Raw genomic sequence first — 16,402 nt, 5'->3', positions numbered from 1 at the left:
AGCTTTTTTTGAAAAAAAAATTATTTTTTTTTAGCCACTCATTTATAGCATCTTAAGTGTATTAACTTCTTGCTCTGTTAAATGTTTCCAATGGCCTCTTGGAATATCTTTTTTGGTAAGATGTCCTATCGCTACACAATCTAAACTGATAATATCATATTTTAGATAATCAAAAATAGTACGAATAATTGTGTTTCCTGTGTTTTTAATTTTTAACCCAACTTCTTTTTTTGAAGCGCCTTCAATATAACTTACCTCTTCAACAGCTATTAGTTTTCCTTGCACTTTAAAGCCATCTCTTATTTTTTTAAGATCTTCTAGCTTGAGGTTTTTGTCTAATTCTACATGAAATAAACGTGCTACTCCATGTTTAGAATTGGTAAATTTTTTAGTAATTGCATCATCATTTGTAAACAGTAAAAGGCCTTTACTATTTCTACCCAAACGACCAATAGGCTTAATACGTGAATTCGTTGCATTTGCCACTAAATCCATTACTGTACGTCCTTTACCTTCACTAGTAGTTGTCGCAAATCCTTTAGGTTTATTTAATAAGACATAAGCTTTTTTCTCAGGATTAATGCGTGCTCCATCATAACGAACCTCATCATCTAGCTTAACTTTATAACCCATTTCTGTAACAATTTTCCCGTTAACAGAAACTAAACCCGTTGCAATATGTACATCCGCTTCACGACGTGAGCACATGCCAGAATTTGCAACATATTTATTTAAACGAATTTCATCAGGATTAGATGATTTTTGAGGTGTGCTCTTCTTTTTTATTGGTGCATTCCCTCTAGCAAAACTTTTAGGTTTACCAGAAGCTTCGCCTCTTGCAGAAGTTTTTCCTTTTTTAACATCTTTTCCTCGACTTGAAGATTTTCCTTTTCCTTGACTTCCTTGTTGTCTGCTCATGACTTAAATTTTCCGCAAAGATAGAGTATAAATATTATTTATACTCTTGAATTATAAATGTTTTATAAGCACATTAACATCAATTAATAAAATACTAAAAACACCTACAACTATTATTATTTTCAGAATATTATGGAGTAGTAGATAATGCGTTTTTGTTTTAGATTTCCACAAGAAAATCAAAAACAAAATAATCAAGGAAACACTGAAATAAAAAAAGTAATTCATCTTGCCTATTTGAAAGCTATTAACCAAAAAATATGCTGGTATTAGAGTGAATACGCCTAATATTGTAAGCATGATTTTTGAGGCTTTCTCTCCGTAAACAATAGGAATAGTTTTATAGTTTAATGCCAAGTCTCCTTTTAAATTTTCTAAGTCTTTAGTGAGTTCTCGCATTGAAATAATTATAAACAAAAAGCTAGCGTGAACAAAAATGACAGGCTCATAATTTTTATAATACATGAAAATTGCAAAAAACGGAGTAATCGTTAAAATAGCAGACGTTAAGTTTCCAATAATAGGCAGTTTTTTAAGCTTATGTGAATACAACCAAATTGCAAAAATGTAGGCCGAAAAAAATAAAACGGCATTAAATGACACAAAGCTAGCCATAATAACCGCTAGAAAGTTAAGCACAAAATAGAAAGACAATTTTGTGTTTTGACTCACTAATCTATCTAACATTGATTTTTGTGGCCTATTAATTAAATCTTTTTCTGAATCGTAAAAATTATTAATGATATACCCTCCTGCTATAGTTACTGCTGAAGCCAAAACCAGCATGAGTAGATTCAAATCAAAAACAACTTGTCCTAACGACTTGTCATGTGCTAAAATGTATATAGAAGTTAGGTATTGTGCAATAACTACTATTAAAACATTATAGCCTCTAACAACAGAAAACATGCTAAAAAATTTTAGCAAAATATGTTTTTGTTTTCGAGAAAGCATAAAAGAAGTTTTAGAAGTTGTATACCACTTCTAATTTATAAGCTTTAAGTGATTGTTTGGCTTTTTCAATATTCTCAGTGAACCCAAGAATGTAACCACCTCCGCCAGAACCACAAAGTTTTAAATAATATTCATTCGTTTCAATGCCTTTTTTCCAAAGGTCATGAAACTGGCTAGGAATCATCGGTTTAAAATTACTCAAAACGACTTTAGATAATTGTTTTGTGTTTTTAAATAATGACTTGATGTCTCCTTTTAAAAAGTCATCAACACATGCATCTGTATGCTTTATGAATTGGTCTTTGATCATGTTGCGAAAGCCTTCCTGCTTCATATTATCCATAAAAATACGAACCATTGGAGCGGTTTCTCCTGTAATGCCACTATCTAATAAAAACACTGCACCTTTACCTTGAGTTTTTTGAGAAGGAATTCCGGTGGCCTCAATATTATCTTTAGAATTAATAAGAATTGGAATACTTAAATAGCTATTTAAAGGGTCTAATCCAGAGGATTTTCCATGGAAAAAAGATTCCATTTCAGAAAAAATAAGCTTTAATTTAAGTAGCTTTTCACGTGTTAAGTTTTCAAGAACTGTAATTTTATCTTGAGCATATTTATCATAAATCGCAGCCACTAAAGCGCCAGAACTACCAACACCATAGCCTTGAGGTATAGACGAATCAAAATACATTCCTGCATTAACATCTGCTTGTAATCTCTCAAAGTCAAAAGCAACCACTTCGGCTTCAATTTGCTTTAAATGTGACACAAAATCTTTTAAACTTTCATTAGATTTTATGGCCTCTTCGCTGTCATTTCCGATCTTTAAAGCACCATTATAAAAGCTATAAGGTATCGATAATCCTTTAGAATCTTTAATGATTCCGTATTCACCAAAGAGTAAAATTTTTGAGTAAAAAAGCGGTCCTTTCATCTACTGTCTTATTTTGGAATGATAAAGTTACAACTGTTTTGCACCAAAACCAATTCTATCGCAAATATAATGTCCATTTTGACAATACGCAACTAATTCATTTTGAATAAATTCAATGCATTGTTCTGCTTCATTTTCAGGATATAGAACATGCACATTTGCACCAGCATCTAATGTAAAACTGATGTGTAAACCAGACTGTTTTCTAAACGCCCAAATGGCATTTATTATTTTAAGTGTATTGGGTTTCATTAAAATGAAATAAGGTCTGCTCGTCATCATCATAGCATGAAGCGTTAATGCTTCACTTTCAATAAGCTCTATAAAAGTATTTAAATCTCCTGTTTTTAAGACCTCAATAAGCGTAGTCATATTCTTATTAGCTTGAATAAATCGCTGCTGCGCAAAATCATGATTATGCATTAAATTATGACCAACTGTACTACTGACTTGCTTTTCACCTTTATCGACTAACAGAATGGTGTCGTGATAATTTTTAAAATGATTATGAACTTTAAAAGGATATTTTACGCCAAACAAATCAGAACTTCCTTCAATATGCTTATGGTTTCCCCAAACAATTAAATCGCCTTCAATACTTCTACATGCACTTCCAGAACCTAAACGTGCTAAAAATGACGCTTTTTGATTAAAATACGACTCTGTTATTTCTGGGTTTAGTGCTTTTTCGATACTCATAATACATAATGCTAAAGCGCTCATTCCTGAAGCAGAAGAAGCAATACCAGAGCTATGAGGAAAGGTGTTTGAGGTTTCAATTATAAAATGATACTCTTTTAAAAATGGCACATAAACTTCTATACGCCTAAAAAAAGTTTCGATTTTAGGTTTAAAATCATCATGCTTTTTTCCTTCAAAAATCACTTCAAATGAAAACAAATTAGAGGATTCTTTTTTAGAATAACTTAACGTTGTCGTTGTCTTACAAGCATCTAGCGTGAAACTAATTGATGGGTTTTCGGGAATTTGATCCTCCTTTTTTCCCCAATATTTTATCAACGCGATATTACTAGGTGAAGACCAAGTAAAAGCTCCTTTTTCTGTACTATCACTATGCGTTTTAAGTATAAATTGTTCTTCTAACATAAGCTATATTATGACGCAAAAATAAGAAATATCTATTGGTTTATTTCATTTTCTGAAGACATTGCGATTAGCTTCAGCATCGTATTATAATTTCTCGCCGTTCCTGTTGTTTTTAGCTGACGTTCAAAAAAATTCATATTGAATTTAGCACGACCATATCCTTTATCACAATACAAATAAATGCAATCATTTATAATTTTATATACCTCGCCTTCGTACACTTTTTCAGAGGCTTTTTTTATTAAATCTTGGTCTGGTGTATCGCTCAACATCATAAAATAACTCGCTTTTTTTTCTTCTTCTGAAAATGGACAAGCTTTAAAAATACGTTGTATATCTTGAGTCGTTTTTATCAACACTGGCACTTCAAATCCGAAATGAGATCTTATTGCGTTATAAATGACTTTCTCTAGTTTTTGAGCATTTTTCTCAGTAGATTTAAAAACCACATTCCCACTTTGAATATAAGTTTGTACATTTTTTAATCCTAAATTTGCAAGTAATTCACGTAAATCTGCCATCGGAATTTTCTTATGGCCACCAACATTAATTCCTCTTAATAAAGCAATATAACTGATCATCATGGTTTATTTTGAAATATTCAACGCTGCAATATATGCACCTGTCCACGCATTTTGAAAATTAAAGCCTCCTGTAACAGCATCAATATTTAATATTTCACCTGCAAAATACAGGTTTTTATGACGCTTACTTTCAAAAGTTTTAAAATTGACTTCCTTTAAATCGATGCCTCCAGCAGTTACAAACTCATCTTTAAAAGTGCTTTTTCCATTCACTTTAAATATAGCTTTTGTAAGCTGATTCGTCAATGCTTCTAACTGTTTTTTATTCATATCTGCCCAACGTGTTTCATTAGACATTTCTGATGCTAACACCAATTGTTGCCATAAGCGTTTTGGTAAATTAAACTGCGTAGAATTATAGACCTTTTTCTTCGCTAAGTTTAATTTTAACTGCTTTAAAGTTTCTATGCAATCTTCAAAAAGCATTTTCACAAAATTAACTTCTATACTAAATTTATAGTCCCTTTTTGCTAGCTCAAGAGCTCCAAAAGCCGACAATTTTAAAATAGCTGGAGCGCTCATTCCTACGTGAGTAATAAGCAATGGACCCTCTGAAACCAGATCAGTTTCTAAAACTTTAACCTCAACATCTAAAGCAACAACACCAGGAATATCTGCAATGCGTTGGTCTTTAATATCAAATGTAAATAGTGATGGAACAGGTGGTACTATGTTATGATATAAGCTTTCAAGTAGTTTCCACATTTTAGGACTGCTGCCTGTTGCGATAAGTAATTTTTTGGTTGAAAACTCATCCGCTTGTGTGACCACTTCCCATACTTCATTTTCTTTTTTAATCTGCTTCACCGTTTGACTGTATAAAACATCTATATCATGCTTTCGAGTTTCGTTTAAAAAACATTCAATAATCGTTTGCGAAGAATTACTTTCTGGAAACATTCTGCCATCTTCTTCAATTTTTAATACAACACCTCGTTTTTCAAACCATTCAATAGTATCTCCAGTCATAAATTGATGAAAAGGACCTAATAATTCTTTTTCACCTCTAGGATAATTAAGAACTAAATCCTGAGGAACAAACTCAGCATGTGTCACATTACAACGTCCACCTCCAGAAATTTTCACCTTTTGCAAGCCTTCTTTTGCTTTTTCGAGAATAGCAATCTTTAATTTAGGATTATTTTCGGCACAATTTATAGCAGCAAAAAAACCAGCTGCTCCACCTCCAACAATTAAAACATCATAATTTATCATGTTCTACTTTTCATATTTCACATTACTATAGTGTCAAAAACGACTTCACTTGCCAGGGTTTTATGCACAGGACATTTGGATGCAATTTCTTTTAAACGTTCTTTTTGTTTGGCATCTAAATTACCAACTAATTTTAGTTTTTTACTAATATGATCTAAATATGTTGGATTATCAGTTTCAATATTTAGATCGTCGCTATGCTTTCTAGAATGTGTTACATACACAAAGACTTCCTTTAGGTCCCATTGTTTTCGCTGCGCATACATTTTTAATGTCATTGCTGTACAAGCCACTAAACCTGCATTTAGATATTCATAAGGCGAAGGTCCAAAATCATCGCCTCCAATAGAAGCTGGCTCATCGGCAATCATACTATGGTTTTTTGTTTGAATAGACGTTGTAAAATTATCTTCTATAAGATTTAAATAACCAACCAATTGTTCTCCATTCGTTTCTAACATTTCATTTTCTTGAGGCTCAAAATAACGTTTCACCCAAGTGCCTATAACATTTCCAGCATATTGACTATCCCTAGAATTAGTTAACAAATGATCTGCTTGATCAAGGGTTACAAAACTTTTAGGATGATGTGCTTCATGATAAATTTGTTCTGCGTTTTTGATGCCTACTATAGTATCAATTGGCGAATGCATGACTAACAATGGCTTCCTTAAGTTTTTAACAATAGAAGGTAAATTAGATTTACTAAAATCTTCTACAAATTCTTTATTGATTTTAAAAGGTCTTCCTCCAATATTAACTTCGGCTTCTCCTTTTTCTTCCACTTCATCAAAACCATGTGAAAATAAGTGTGTCACATGATTCACATTTGATGGTGCACCAATAGTTGCAATAGCTTTAACATGGTTTAATTTTGCTCCTGCAGAAATTACTGCTGCGCCACCAAGAGAATGACCAACTAACAACGAAGGTGCTTTATAATGCAGCTCAATATAATCGCTCACAGCAATTAAATCCTCAACATTAGCTGAAAAATAACTCTCTGCAAATTCCCCTTCACTTTTTCCAAGCCCCGTAAAATCGAAACGAATAACCCCAAAACCATGTGTTGTTAAAGCACGACTAATATTTTTCACTGCACTTAAGGTACTCGTACATGTAAAGCAATGTGCGAAAATGGCATAATGATTAGGTTTTTGGTTGGCTGGAAGTTCTAAATAGGCTTGTAGTGCGTGCCCTTTTTTATTTTCAATATTTAATTTTGTGTTCTTCATAGTCTTTCGATTATTTACCTCAATGAGCTACTTTAATTTATCAGCATGAAGCTTGCGAAGCTTTGTCAATTTTGGAGTAATTACAAAGCTACAATAGCCATTTCCTTCATTGTTTCTATAGTAATCTTGATGTGCTTTTTCAGCTTCATAGAACATCGTTAAAGGACTGATTTCTGTTACTATTTTACTTTCAAAATAAGGAGCCACCTCCTTGATTACAACCTCTGCAATTTCTTTTTGCTGTTCATCATGATAAAAAATCACAGAACGATATTGCGTGCCACGATCTGCGCCTTGTCGGTTCAACGTTGTTGGATCATGAGTAGTCATAAAAATGACTAAAATATCTTCATACGATATCACATTAGCATCAAAAGTAATTTGTATGACTTCAGCATGACCTGTTAAACCAGAACAAATTTCACGATAGGTTGGATGTCCTGGAACTGTTCCTCCAGAATAACCAGACACTACTTTTTCTACACCTTTTACTTTCTGAAATACAGCTTCTGTACACCAAAAACAGCCAGCTCCAAGAGTTGCTAATTGCATATTTCTAGTTGTCATTTGTAGCCTCCTTCTCTAATTGCATAGACTCAGAATTAATACAATATCGCAATCCGCTTGGTTCTGGGCCATCAGGAAAAACATGCCCTAAATGCGCATCACATGTATTACACATAACCTCAACGCGAACCATACCAAAGGCCGTATCCTTTTCATATTTTATAGCGTTTTCTTTAATAGGTTGTGTAAAACTTGGCCAACCAGAACCAGAACTAAACTTAATTGTAGAGTCGAATAAAGGTGTATTACAACACACACAGTTGTATTGTCCTTCATCATAAATACTACAAAGCGTTCCACTATGTGGTGCTTCAGTTCCTTTATGTCTAGTAATTCTAAATTGTTCTGGAGTGAGTAGTGTTCTCCATTCGTTTTCCGTTTTTTCGATTCTAAAATCTGGCGTTGGATTTCCGTTTACTGTAAAATTAATTACATGTTTCCAAGTTAGCATATGACTAGCACCTTTCTTTGTTAAATTAATAAATATGCTTTTTGAACTTAAATATAGTCGTAAAAACATTAAAAAACTTACATTTTAAAAGTAAGTGATCCTTTCTTACAAAAGGTAAAAAAATAATCAGAAATACTTCGACATTAGTTGAGTCTTTTTTATATTCGAATATGATTAATATATATTACTACATTATATTTTTAGGCGTGTTATTATCGTGTCAATCTGGGAATCTTGAAGTTATAGGCGATATTTCGCCAAGTTTAACTGAAGTTTCTGCCATTGAAACCGTTTCAAATTTGGATTTACTTTGGGTTGTAGAAGACGCAGGAAACCAACCTATTATTTATGGTCTAAACACTAATGGGAGTATTGAGACGTCTATTCAAATTAGCAATTCAAAAAATAAAGATTGGGAGGACTTAACAACGGATTCGACAGGAAATTTATATGTTGGTGATTTTGGAAATAACAATAAAAAACGAAAATATTTTAAAATCTATAAAGTAGAAAACTTAGATACAACCAATAATAAAACGACAGCAAAGACCATTAATTTTAAACTACCTGTAACTGTTAAATCTTTAAATTTTGAATCGTTTTTTTTATGGAAAAATGCGTTTTATATCTTTAGTAAAGATGCTAAAACATGTCAATTATTTAAAGTTCCAAATCGGATTGGAAACCATGTTGCTGAATTCATTTCTAAACATGAGTTTAAAGGAGAAAACAACAAAGTGACTTCGGCTGATATTAGTGAAGATGGTAAAACAGTTGTTCTATTAAATCATGATAAACTATGGAAACTGTCTCAGTTTGAATCTGATGATTTTTTTTCTGGAAAGATACAATCACATAATTTTAATCATAATTCTCAAAAGGAAGGTGTGTGTTTTAAAAACGAAAATGAGGTTCTCATTACAGATGAAAGCAATAAAAACAGTAATATTTATCTGTATGACTTAAACTAAAAGCCAAACCCCATTTTAAAGGCTAAACGAATACCATCATCACTATTAAATACGGAAAGATTAGCTGTCATAAAATCTGCTGCATTCAAGAAAAATCCACCACCAAGAGATTTATTCCATTCATTTTTATTAAAACTTGGATCCATAACAAATTTATCATCAATCCAAACGCGTCCATAATCGAAGCCTCCATAAATCCCAATATTTAATGGCAATAGACTTGTTTTGACTTTTCTTAAATTTAATCTTACATCTATATTTTGATAAAACGCATTTTGTCCTGCAAAACGCTGATTTCTATAACCTCTAAGTCCATCACTTGCACCTAAGCTTGCTGCTTGATAAAACTCAAAATCATGTCCTAAATTAACATGCCCTTTTAATTTAGTCGCTAAAACTAATTGTCCGTTTGGGATAAGCTTATAGTTAAATGCTAAAGAGGGAATAATGTAACCAAAACTTTTCGCTTCTTTTAAATTCGTTTTATAGCCTAAAGTAAGGTGAGCCTGTAAGCCCATGGTTGGAAAGGCTTTATTATCTAAATTAACAAAAGAATAATCAGCTTCAGCACCTATAAAATTATTATTATTTTCCTCACCATTAGCGACATAAAAAGTATTTATAAAACGGTCTTGTGTTTCTTCAACTTCAATAGATTCATAAATTAAAGACCCTTCAATTCGAGAGCCTAATTCGCCATACCAAATTAATGAAGGTGCCACTTTAATTGTACTATATTTTACACGATTATAGTTTCTATCAAAAGTATTTTTATCTTCTTTATTAGGATTCAGTGTTGAATTTCCATATCCAAAAAAGTTAATACTGTAATTGGAGCTTGTATAATCGGCCTTCATGCCTAAATTCCATTCGCCTAAAACATTAGCAAACTCGCCTTTATAATTCAAATCAAAGCCATTTGTAGCGAAGTAGAACGCTGCGCCAAGAACATGTTGAGTAGTATATGGGTTACGCTCAAAACTATAGGTTGTATAAGTATTATTTATGCCCATTTTGAATCCATCATCTGGATTGTATCCAATACTTGGTATAAGTTGGTTTTGACTATTTTTGAGTTTTTTGTGATCGTATATATTAGTTTCGTAATCGTCTTTTAGTCTTTTGTTTTTAATATTAGTAGTGAATTCACTCTTTTTGGTTTCAAAATCATAAACTACAATGTTTTCATTATTATCAATGGTGTATGTATCTTTATTCTGACCTCCAATAATTCTAATCTTTATTTTATGATTTCCATCGCCAAACACATGAAAGGTATCTTCATCATCTAAACCATAAATCCATATTTCTTTAGTGATTTTTTTATTATATGTTTTATTGTGAAAAACTTTTCCTTTTTCTCCCTTTATAATTCTATATGCTATGACTTGTGTTTCTCCATTTGGCAAGCGTTTAATATCAAACCAATCATCTTTGTCTGTACCTTTAATAGCCGCAAATTTATGCAAATGCTTAAAATAGGTGTCTGATGTTTTTTGAAGCTTAGCTCTTCTCCCTTTTAATTTCTCTGCAATTTCATGAATAGTTTCATCATAAACTTCTGTAGGGAAAAAATTAAAAGCATCTTCTATAACCTCATCTGTTATGTGTGTTTGAATATATTTTACTTGTGCATCCCACAAGTCTTTATTTGCGCGATTAATGAGTGCCATATCTAAAGGGTAAGGTTCTACATTAAACCATTTAGGGCTTCTTAACTTTTCTTCATAAGAATGTAATAATCTTAAGCCTGGAATAATTCGAGTTAAAAGATTTAGTAATACGCCATCAGCTAAAATAGAATACGCTTGATCACGATCCCTAGGCATTGGTCTGTATACTGTACGCCCATTTTCGTTAAACTCTGCCCAACGCCATTGATCTTCATGTCTATCCCAATCGCCAATAAGCATATCAAATAAGCGAGCTCTAATGTATGCTTCTTCATCTACAATATAACTTTCATCCTCTCGAAGTTTTTCTAACATATCATTGGTGCTAATCACTTTGTTAGAAAACCCAAAACTAGCTTGATCACCATGTCCTGATGCCGCACGTTCTTCAATCATATATAATTCATCTCCAAAATCATCGTTAAATTGCGATAATGCATTTTGTTTAGGCACATAATACAAAACTGGATTGGTGTGAAACACACCTATAGCATCAGCCATTTTACCAATTGTAAAAGGCGCATAAGGATGCGACCCTGTAAAAACGTCAAGGATTAAGTTTTCTGTAAATGTATCATCGAACTGACCAGCAATATATTGGTCTTTGAATGCGGTAGATTGTATGTATCTTAACGCGTTTTTTCTCAACGCTCTCATCACGTATTCTTTTCCTTCCTTATCTTTAAGTCGGAGTGAATTTGATTGATGACCACCTCCTTTTCTTACAGGTGTTAAACCTCCAAAAAGAGTATCTAAATTTACTATTGGAGCCTCAACGTCTGTGTTGTAATATTTTCTATAACGTTTTCCCCAAATGATTTTATACAAAGCACTTTTGTTGGTTTCCTCTTCAGTATAAATAGACGCTTTTTTGGTTGCTGGAAATTCGTTTGAATAATTTTGTGTAGCCTCTTTTTTTTGAGGAGGAATAACTTCAATTTCAAATACAACACGATTATCATTCACACTATAATACCTTACATAAGAAGAGCCATCTTTAAACACATCTAATCTAGCATAGCCTTGAGTACCGTAAGAGAATTGCCCAGTTCCAACAGCTCTAGTTTCTGAAGTTTTAGAACCAGAGCCACTAATGATTTGAGGAATATTATCTTCTACAAGATATTGTAAACTATGCTCATGCCCAGAAGCAAAGATCACATTTCTATTTTCTTGAGCTAAAGTAATAATACGTTTTTTGAGCTCGATATATTTTTTGTTTTGTAAATCTGCATTAGAAAGGCCTCCAGTTCGTCTAACCACATTTATTAATGAGCCAATAATAGGCAAAGGAATATTATTGTTTAATGGAAAAAGCTGCTGTTTTATTGAATATTGTCCACCATGCGGACCATTACTAAATAAGGGATGATGCATCGCAACAATAGTTGTCTTACCAATGGCTTTTTTAATTTGTCCTTCAAATTCATCAAAAAAGTTTGCTTTTGTTTTTATTTGGCAATCATCATTTATAGTTGGATGATTGTCCCAATTTTCTAAATACCATTGAGAGTCAATAATAATGAGTACAATCTCTTCATTGATGTTTACTTTTTCAATCGGACATCCATTTTCAGGTAAGAAGGTGTTTTTACCAAGTCGATCTTCAATATATTTTTCTTGTCTTTTAAGTCCTTTTAAGCCATCGGAATACCAATCATGATTTCCAGGTATAAAAATAGTGTTTCCTTTAAAATCTTTCACAACATCGGTTTGAATCTGTAATTGATTTTCAGCAAAAGCTCTACCTTCTTGCTCTTTTTTAGGTAAACCCTTAGGATATATATTATCCCCTAAAAAAACAGCAGTACTATTTTTAGATGCGTTATTTAATTCCTTTTCAAAAGCTTCAAGTGCAGGTGAAGGCTTTCCAAAATCAGAATTGCCTGCGTCACCAATGAAATAAAACGAATGCACTATGTCTCGATCTTGTGGAAAAGTCTTTAAATGTGATTCGCTATTATATTGTTTTTTATATGTTGCGCAGGCATTAAACAATAATAAAGCTAAAATCAAGCAAATGGATTTACAAAAACGCCTCATTTATAAACAATTTTTTTAGTTAGAATAAATTGAAATTAATCAATGAAAAAATAATTCTGTTAAATTAAGGAATCTTGAATACATTAAGAATTTCTCTTCCATTAAAAAATGTATCTTTAACATACTTTAATTTTTTTTGTTTTTATGAAACCAGCTAATCATACGAGTACATTAGTTCTCGCATCTGAAAAATATGTAACTAATTTATTTAGCGAGAAATTACCTAACACATATTTATACCATAATTTAAGTCATACACAGCGTGTTGTAAATAGTGTTATAGAAATAGCTGAAGCTACAGAACTAACCGAAACAGATAAAGAAAACTTAATTATTGCTGCATGGTTTCATGATACTGGTTTTGTAGAAAAATACGAACAAAATGAAATTGTTGGCAGTAAAATAGCAAGTCGTTTTTTAATATCCCACGAAATAGATAAGGAAAGGATTACTGCAATTTCTGATATTATACTAGCGACAAGGTTAGGATATGAACCCACTAATGTTCTTGAAAAAATAATTAAAGATGCTGACAATTCTCATTTTGGTAAAAAAAGTTATTTTGAAATAAGTGAATTACTTAGAAAAGAATGGGAACTTATAGGAATTAAAGCAAGTGGTGATTTAGAATGGATAGATGGTAACATTAACTTTTTAACTAATAAACATTCCTTTTATTCTGATTATGCATTAAAAAATTGGTCACAAACTAAAGACAAGAATATAGCTCGACTCTTAAAAACAAAAGAAAAACTTGAAAAGGAGGCTAAAAAATTCGAACAAAAGAAAAGAGAATTACATTTAAAAAAACAGAAAGTAGATTTACCAGAACGAGGTGTAGAAACGATGTTTCGCGTAGCTTTAAGAAACCATATTACTTTAAGTGATATTGCAGATACTAAGGCAAACATATTACTTTCGGTAAATGCTATTATTATATCTGTTGCACTATCTAATTTAATTCCTAAACTAGATAACCCTTCTAATCATTATCTTATTTATCCTACATTAATATTTATGCTATTCACTGTTGCATCAATAATACTATCAGTTTTAGCTACAAGACCTAATGTAACACAAGGTAAGTTTAGCAAAAAAGATGTTGAAGATAAAAAGGTAAACCTACTTTTTTTTGGAAATTTCCATAAAATGAAATTAGATGAATTTGAATGGGCAATGAGTGAGATGATGAAAGACAGAGATTATTTATACAGTTCTCTTACTAAAGATTTATACTTCCTTGGCTTAGTTCTAAATAGAAAATACAGCTTACTAAGATTAACGTATACTGTTTTTATGATAGGGATGATTATTAGCGTTGTGTCGTTTATTGTAGCTTTTAAATTCGCAGGAAATTAAGCTTTTAATTCTTTCATTAAGTCGTTATATGTATAAAACGTTTTGTCTTTTTTATCTTTATGATATAACACACTTACTCGAATCGCCTTTAAGCCTGTTACTGCCTGTAAATCCTGAAGCTCTAGGATTTCAACATCTGCATCTAAATAATGTTTAGACTGCAAAAATTTAATATATCGTAAGTATTCTTTTTCATCTTCTTTTTGAGAATAAACAATAGTAATTTTACCTTTTTCGGTTATACGCTTATTTGTGCCTTTAATGTATGCTTTATCTACTCTCTTTTTAACGATTTCATATCTAGCGTTATACGTTCCATCAACATCAAATTGTTTTTCATCCATTCTAAAACTTATAGATAAGGGTTGATTAAATACTAATATCATTGAAGCCACATCTAAAGGTATAGGTAGAGTAGATTGTGATTGGTAATACACATTTTCCATTTCGCACATTACTTGCAATTGCCAAAGTCTTAAATTATACAAGTAAATAGGATTAAAACTCTCTTCCTTTGTAATAGATTCGCCTATATACATATTATGCTCTACGCCATCTGTTTTAAAACGCTCAAAATAATGAGGATACATCTTTTGGGCACTCACCTGTTTTTTGTCTAAAAACGAGGCCATTTCCTTATTAATTAAGGCTACTGTATCGTCATATTGCTTTCTGTGTTTGTAAACCACTTTAACAGTATCATCTATATTTTTATAATAGCTTTCAATTTCATTTTGCAAAGTTTTTACTGAAGTAAGATGCGATAAAACAGGCTCGATATCATGATTAAAAAACGAAGTGATTTGCTGTTCGCTATCGACTTGAAAATGAGTTGTCAACCCAATTAAATATTCATCTATCTGAAAAATAAACTGATCGTAAATAGGAAGCTCTTCAATTTTTGATGCCTTTTCTAAAATAGATTTAGCTGCATTTAATTGCAAAATTAAGTCTTGCTGTGTGGCTGAATTTCTAGCTTCTGAAGACCCTTTAATATCTATTTGTCCGTATAAAGGATATATATTATCGAATGCAATTTTATTAAAACTTGGCTCTTTGCCTTCAGCTTGAGCTCTTATAAAATTTTTAGCTTCTTTTACAAATCGCCAATTTACACTTGGATGAATAGAGGTACATTCTTGCTGAATAATTGCTTCAATTAAATGTTCTTCTTCATTTTTAGAACGCTCTACTGCCGAAACAATATAAGGCATAATATCTTCAAGCTTTTGTGCATTTATACTATTAAGAATATAAGGTTTTTCTGAAACTATTTCAAGAATTCCCATAACGCCTTCATCATTTGCAATTGGCGCAAAAATAGCACTTTGTATGCCTTGCTCGTGTAAAACTTTAATATGTGGCGCTTGTCCTTTAGATTTCTCAAACATACGCTCAACGTGAGACACAGAAAAATATTTTTTCTCTATCAATAATCGGTTATATGACCAGTTACATAAAGCATCCGCACAATTAGAAACTTCTTTGTTGTTCAGTAAAAAACTATTCATGCCTTCACCATATACACGTTCAAAATTATCTTCTTCTTTATTGTAAATAGAAAAGCCAACTTTAATGTCTTTAAGTCCTAAAAGTGAACGAAAAATGTCATAAAAGTCTTCCATAAAACCTTCATCTTTTCTTTTATCTTCACCTATTAATGTTGATTTAATATTAGAAATCGATTGGTCATCAGTAACATCAAAAATATTTGAAATCACAAAACCTTTAAAAGTGTAACTCTCTGGAGGAAACTTTTCTTTCCAAAGAGCAATATTCTCAAAATTATCTAATAACTCATCGTAATCTTTTCTGGTTATTTTTGGCGCATTTTTATGAGGAATAATTTCAGTAAAATCTGCATTATATAATATTTTATAATAACGCATAATACCATTAGCATCAGGAATTTCGTAATAAAAAGGGCGTTTAAAATTTAAAGTATATCCATAACAAAAATTAAGAATGATGGTACAAGCAATAATATACTTGTCATCTTTTGGCATATTCTTGATGGTTAATTCAAAGTCTTTTCCTGCCGTTTTTACTATATTTTTAAAGCGTTCTGAAGAATTAAAAATCACATTTTCAAAAGGTACAGATGCTGTTTTAATTTCATTATTAGTTAAAACAGGGCTAAAAGAGTCTTGTAAAATAATCTGAATTTCATCTTTATATTTATGCAATAAAGAATAATCTGTAAACCCTTCACGTAATTCAGGATAAGCTGCAGCAGTATTTAAAACACGTTTTGCCTTTTTAGAAATAAATTCATCTGAATGATTTGCTAAGTCCTCATACTGCTCTAATAGCTTATTAAAGCTAATCTTAAGTAACATTGGGGATTCAGATAGATTTAAACTTTTCATTATTGATGCCTTATTGGAA

The 16,402-nt window shown here is 31.6% G+C and carries 13 protein-coding genes; 2 read left to right on the top strand and 11 right to left on the bottom strand.

The genetic code is table 11. The features are described 5' to 3' along the window. Positions 1-42 precede the first annotated feature (42 nt). From ACFS5M_RS04465 to msrB, 9 genes are read right to left on the bottom strand one after another with little or no spacing between them, the layout of a single operon-like run. Positions 43-918, bottom strand: a complete 876-nt coding sequence (locus ACFS5M_RS04465) for a pseudouridine synthase (RefSeq protein ID WP_183486222.1) — start codon at positions 916-918, stop codon at positions 43-45. A 51-nt stretch (positions 919-969) separates the two neighbouring features. After that, positions 970-1,872, bottom strand: coding sequence for a geranylgeranylglycerol-phosphate geranylgeranyltransferase (locus ACFS5M_RS04460; protein ID WP_183486221.1), 903 nt, complete (start codon positions 1,870-1,872; stop codon positions 970-972). Positions 1,873-1,882: 10 nt separating this feature from the next. Further along, complete coding sequence (locus tag ACFS5M_RS04455; protein WP_183486219.1) at positions 1,883-2,809, bottom strand: mevalonate kinase family protein; 927 nt, start codon at positions 2,807-2,809, stop codon at positions 1,883-1,885. 27 nt (positions 2,810-2,836) lie between these two features. Then, positions 2,837-3,916, bottom strand: coding sequence for a diphosphomevalonate decarboxylase (gene mvaD / locus ACFS5M_RS04450; RefSeq protein ID WP_183486217.1), 1,080 nt, complete (start codon positions 3,914-3,916; stop codon positions 2,837-2,839). Between the two features lie 32 nt (positions 3,917-3,948). Continuing rightward, positions 3,949-4,500, bottom strand: a complete 552-nt coding sequence (locus ACFS5M_RS04445; RefSeq protein ID WP_379898002.1) for a DUF1697 domain-containing protein — start codon at positions 4,498-4,500, stop codon at positions 3,949-3,951. A 3-nt stretch (positions 4,501-4,503) separates the two neighbouring features. Next, positions 4,504-5,715 (bottom strand): BaiN/RdsA family NAD(P)/FAD-dependent oxidoreductase, encoded by a 1,212-nt coding sequence (locus tag ACFS5M_RS04440; protein ID WP_183486215.1) that lies wholly within the window; start codon positions 5,713-5,715, stop codon positions 4,504-4,506. A gap of 17 nt (positions 5,716-5,732) precedes the next feature. After that, positions 5,733-6,950 carry a bifunctional alpha/beta hydrolase/OsmC family protein gene (locus tag ACFS5M_RS04435; RefSeq protein ID WP_183486213.1) on the bottom strand — a complete coding sequence of 406 codons (1,218 nt, stop codon included), beginning with the start codon at positions 6,948-6,950 and terminating at the stop codon, positions 5,733-5,735. A 27-nt stretch (positions 6,951-6,977) separates the two neighbouring features. Next, entirely contained in the window at positions 6,978-7,517 is a 540-nt protein-coding gene (gene msrA / locus ACFS5M_RS04430; RefSeq protein ID WP_183486210.1) for a peptide-methionine (S)-S-oxide reductase MsrA, read from the bottom strand. Further along, positions 7,507-7,968, bottom strand: a complete 462-nt coding sequence (msrB, locus tag ACFS5M_RS04425) for a peptide-methionine (R)-S-oxide reductase MsrB (RefSeq protein ID WP_183486209.1) — start codon at positions 7,966-7,968, stop codon at positions 7,507-7,509. The genes msrA and msrB overlap by 11 nt, the downstream gene beginning before the upstream one ends. A 170-nt stretch (positions 7,969-8,138) precedes the next feature. Between msrB and ACFS5M_RS04420 the strand changes: the two genes are divergently transcribed. After that, positions 8,139-8,939: a hypothetical protein gene (locus ACFS5M_RS04420; RefSeq protein WP_183486207.1), complete on the top strand. Its 801-nt coding sequence runs from the start codon at positions 8,139-8,141 to the stop codon at positions 8,937-8,939. On the opposite strand, the gene ACFS5M_RS04415 is transcribed toward ACFS5M_RS04420, so the two are convergent. Then, positions 8,936-12,628, bottom strand: coding sequence for a metallophosphoesterase (locus ACFS5M_RS04415; RefSeq protein ID WP_379897995.1), 3,693 nt, complete (start codon positions 12,626-12,628; stop codon positions 8,936-8,938). The genes ACFS5M_RS04420 and ACFS5M_RS04415 overlap by 4 nt on opposite strands. Positions 12,629-12,799: 171 nt before the next feature. Between ACFS5M_RS04415 and ACFS5M_RS04410 the strand changes: the two genes are divergently transcribed. Continuing rightward, positions 12,800-14,014, top strand: a complete 1,215-nt coding sequence (locus ACFS5M_RS04410) for a Pycsar system effector family protein (protein WP_183486203.1) — start codon at positions 12,800-12,802, stop codon at positions 14,012-14,014. On the opposite strand, the gene ACFS5M_RS04405 is transcribed toward ACFS5M_RS04410, so the two are convergent. Then, entirely contained in the window at positions 14,011-16,383 is a 2,373-nt protein-coding gene (locus ACFS5M_RS04405) for a GAF domain-containing protein (protein WP_183486201.1), read from the bottom strand. The genes ACFS5M_RS04410 and ACFS5M_RS04405 overlap by 4 nt on opposite strands. Between the last annotated feature and the right edge of the window lie 19 nt (positions 16,384-16,402).

It is taken from the genome of Lacinutrix iliipiscaria, from assembly GCF_042686125.1.
Taxonomy (GTDB): domain Bacteria; phylum Bacteroidota; class Bacteroidia; order Flavobacteriales; family Flavobacteriaceae; genus Oceanihabitans; species Oceanihabitans iliipiscarium.
Note: the sequence above shows the minus strand (reverse complement) of the source record. Positions and strands in the feature narration are given on the sequence as shown.

Excerpts from the sequence above, each read along its gene's own strand:
- ACFS5M_RS04465 (WP_183486222.1), bottom strand. The coding sequence starts at position 918 with ATGAGCAGACAACAAGGAAGTCAAGGAAAAGGAAAATCTTCAAGTCGA.
- ACFS5M_RS04460 (WP_183486221.1), bottom strand. The coding sequence starts at position 1,872 with ATGCTTTCTCGAAAACAAAAACATATTTTGCTAAAATTTTTTAGCATG.
- ACFS5M_RS04455 (WP_183486219.1), bottom strand. The coding sequence starts at position 2,809 with ATGAAAGGACCGCTTTTTTACTCAAAAATTTTACTCTTTGGTGAATAC.
- mvaD (WP_183486217.1), bottom strand. The coding sequence starts at position 3,916 with ATGTTAGAAGAACAATTTATACTTAAAACGCATAGTGATAGTACAGAA.
- ACFS5M_RS04445 (WP_379898002.1), bottom strand. The coding sequence starts at position 4,500 with ATGATGATCAGTTATATTGCTTTATTAAGAGGAATTAATGTTGGTGGC.
- ACFS5M_RS04440 (WP_183486215.1), bottom strand. The coding sequence starts at position 5,715 with ATGATAAATTATGATGTTTTAATTGTTGGAGGTGGAGCAGCTGGTTTT.
- ACFS5M_RS04435 (WP_183486213.1), bottom strand. The coding sequence starts at position 6,950 with ATGAAGAACACAAAATTAAATATTGAAAATAAAAAAGGGCACGCACTA.
- msrA (WP_183486210.1), bottom strand. The coding sequence starts at position 7,517 with ATGACAACTAGAAATATGCAATTAGCAACTCTTGGAGCTGGCTGTTTT.
- msrB (WP_183486209.1), bottom strand. The coding sequence starts at position 7,968 with ATGCTAACTTGGAAACATGTAATTAATTTTACAGTAAACGGAAATCCA.
- ACFS5M_RS04420 (WP_183486207.1), top strand. The coding sequence starts at position 8,139 with ATGATTAATATATATTACTACATTATATTTTTAGGCGTGTTATTATCG.
- ACFS5M_RS04410 (WP_183486203.1), top strand. The coding sequence starts at position 12,800 with ATGAAACCAGCTAATCATACGAGTACATTAGTTCTCGCATCTGAAAAA.
- ACFS5M_RS04405 (WP_183486201.1), bottom strand. The coding sequence starts at position 16,383 with ATGAAAAGTTTAAATCTATCTGAATCCCCAATGTTACTTAAGATTAGC.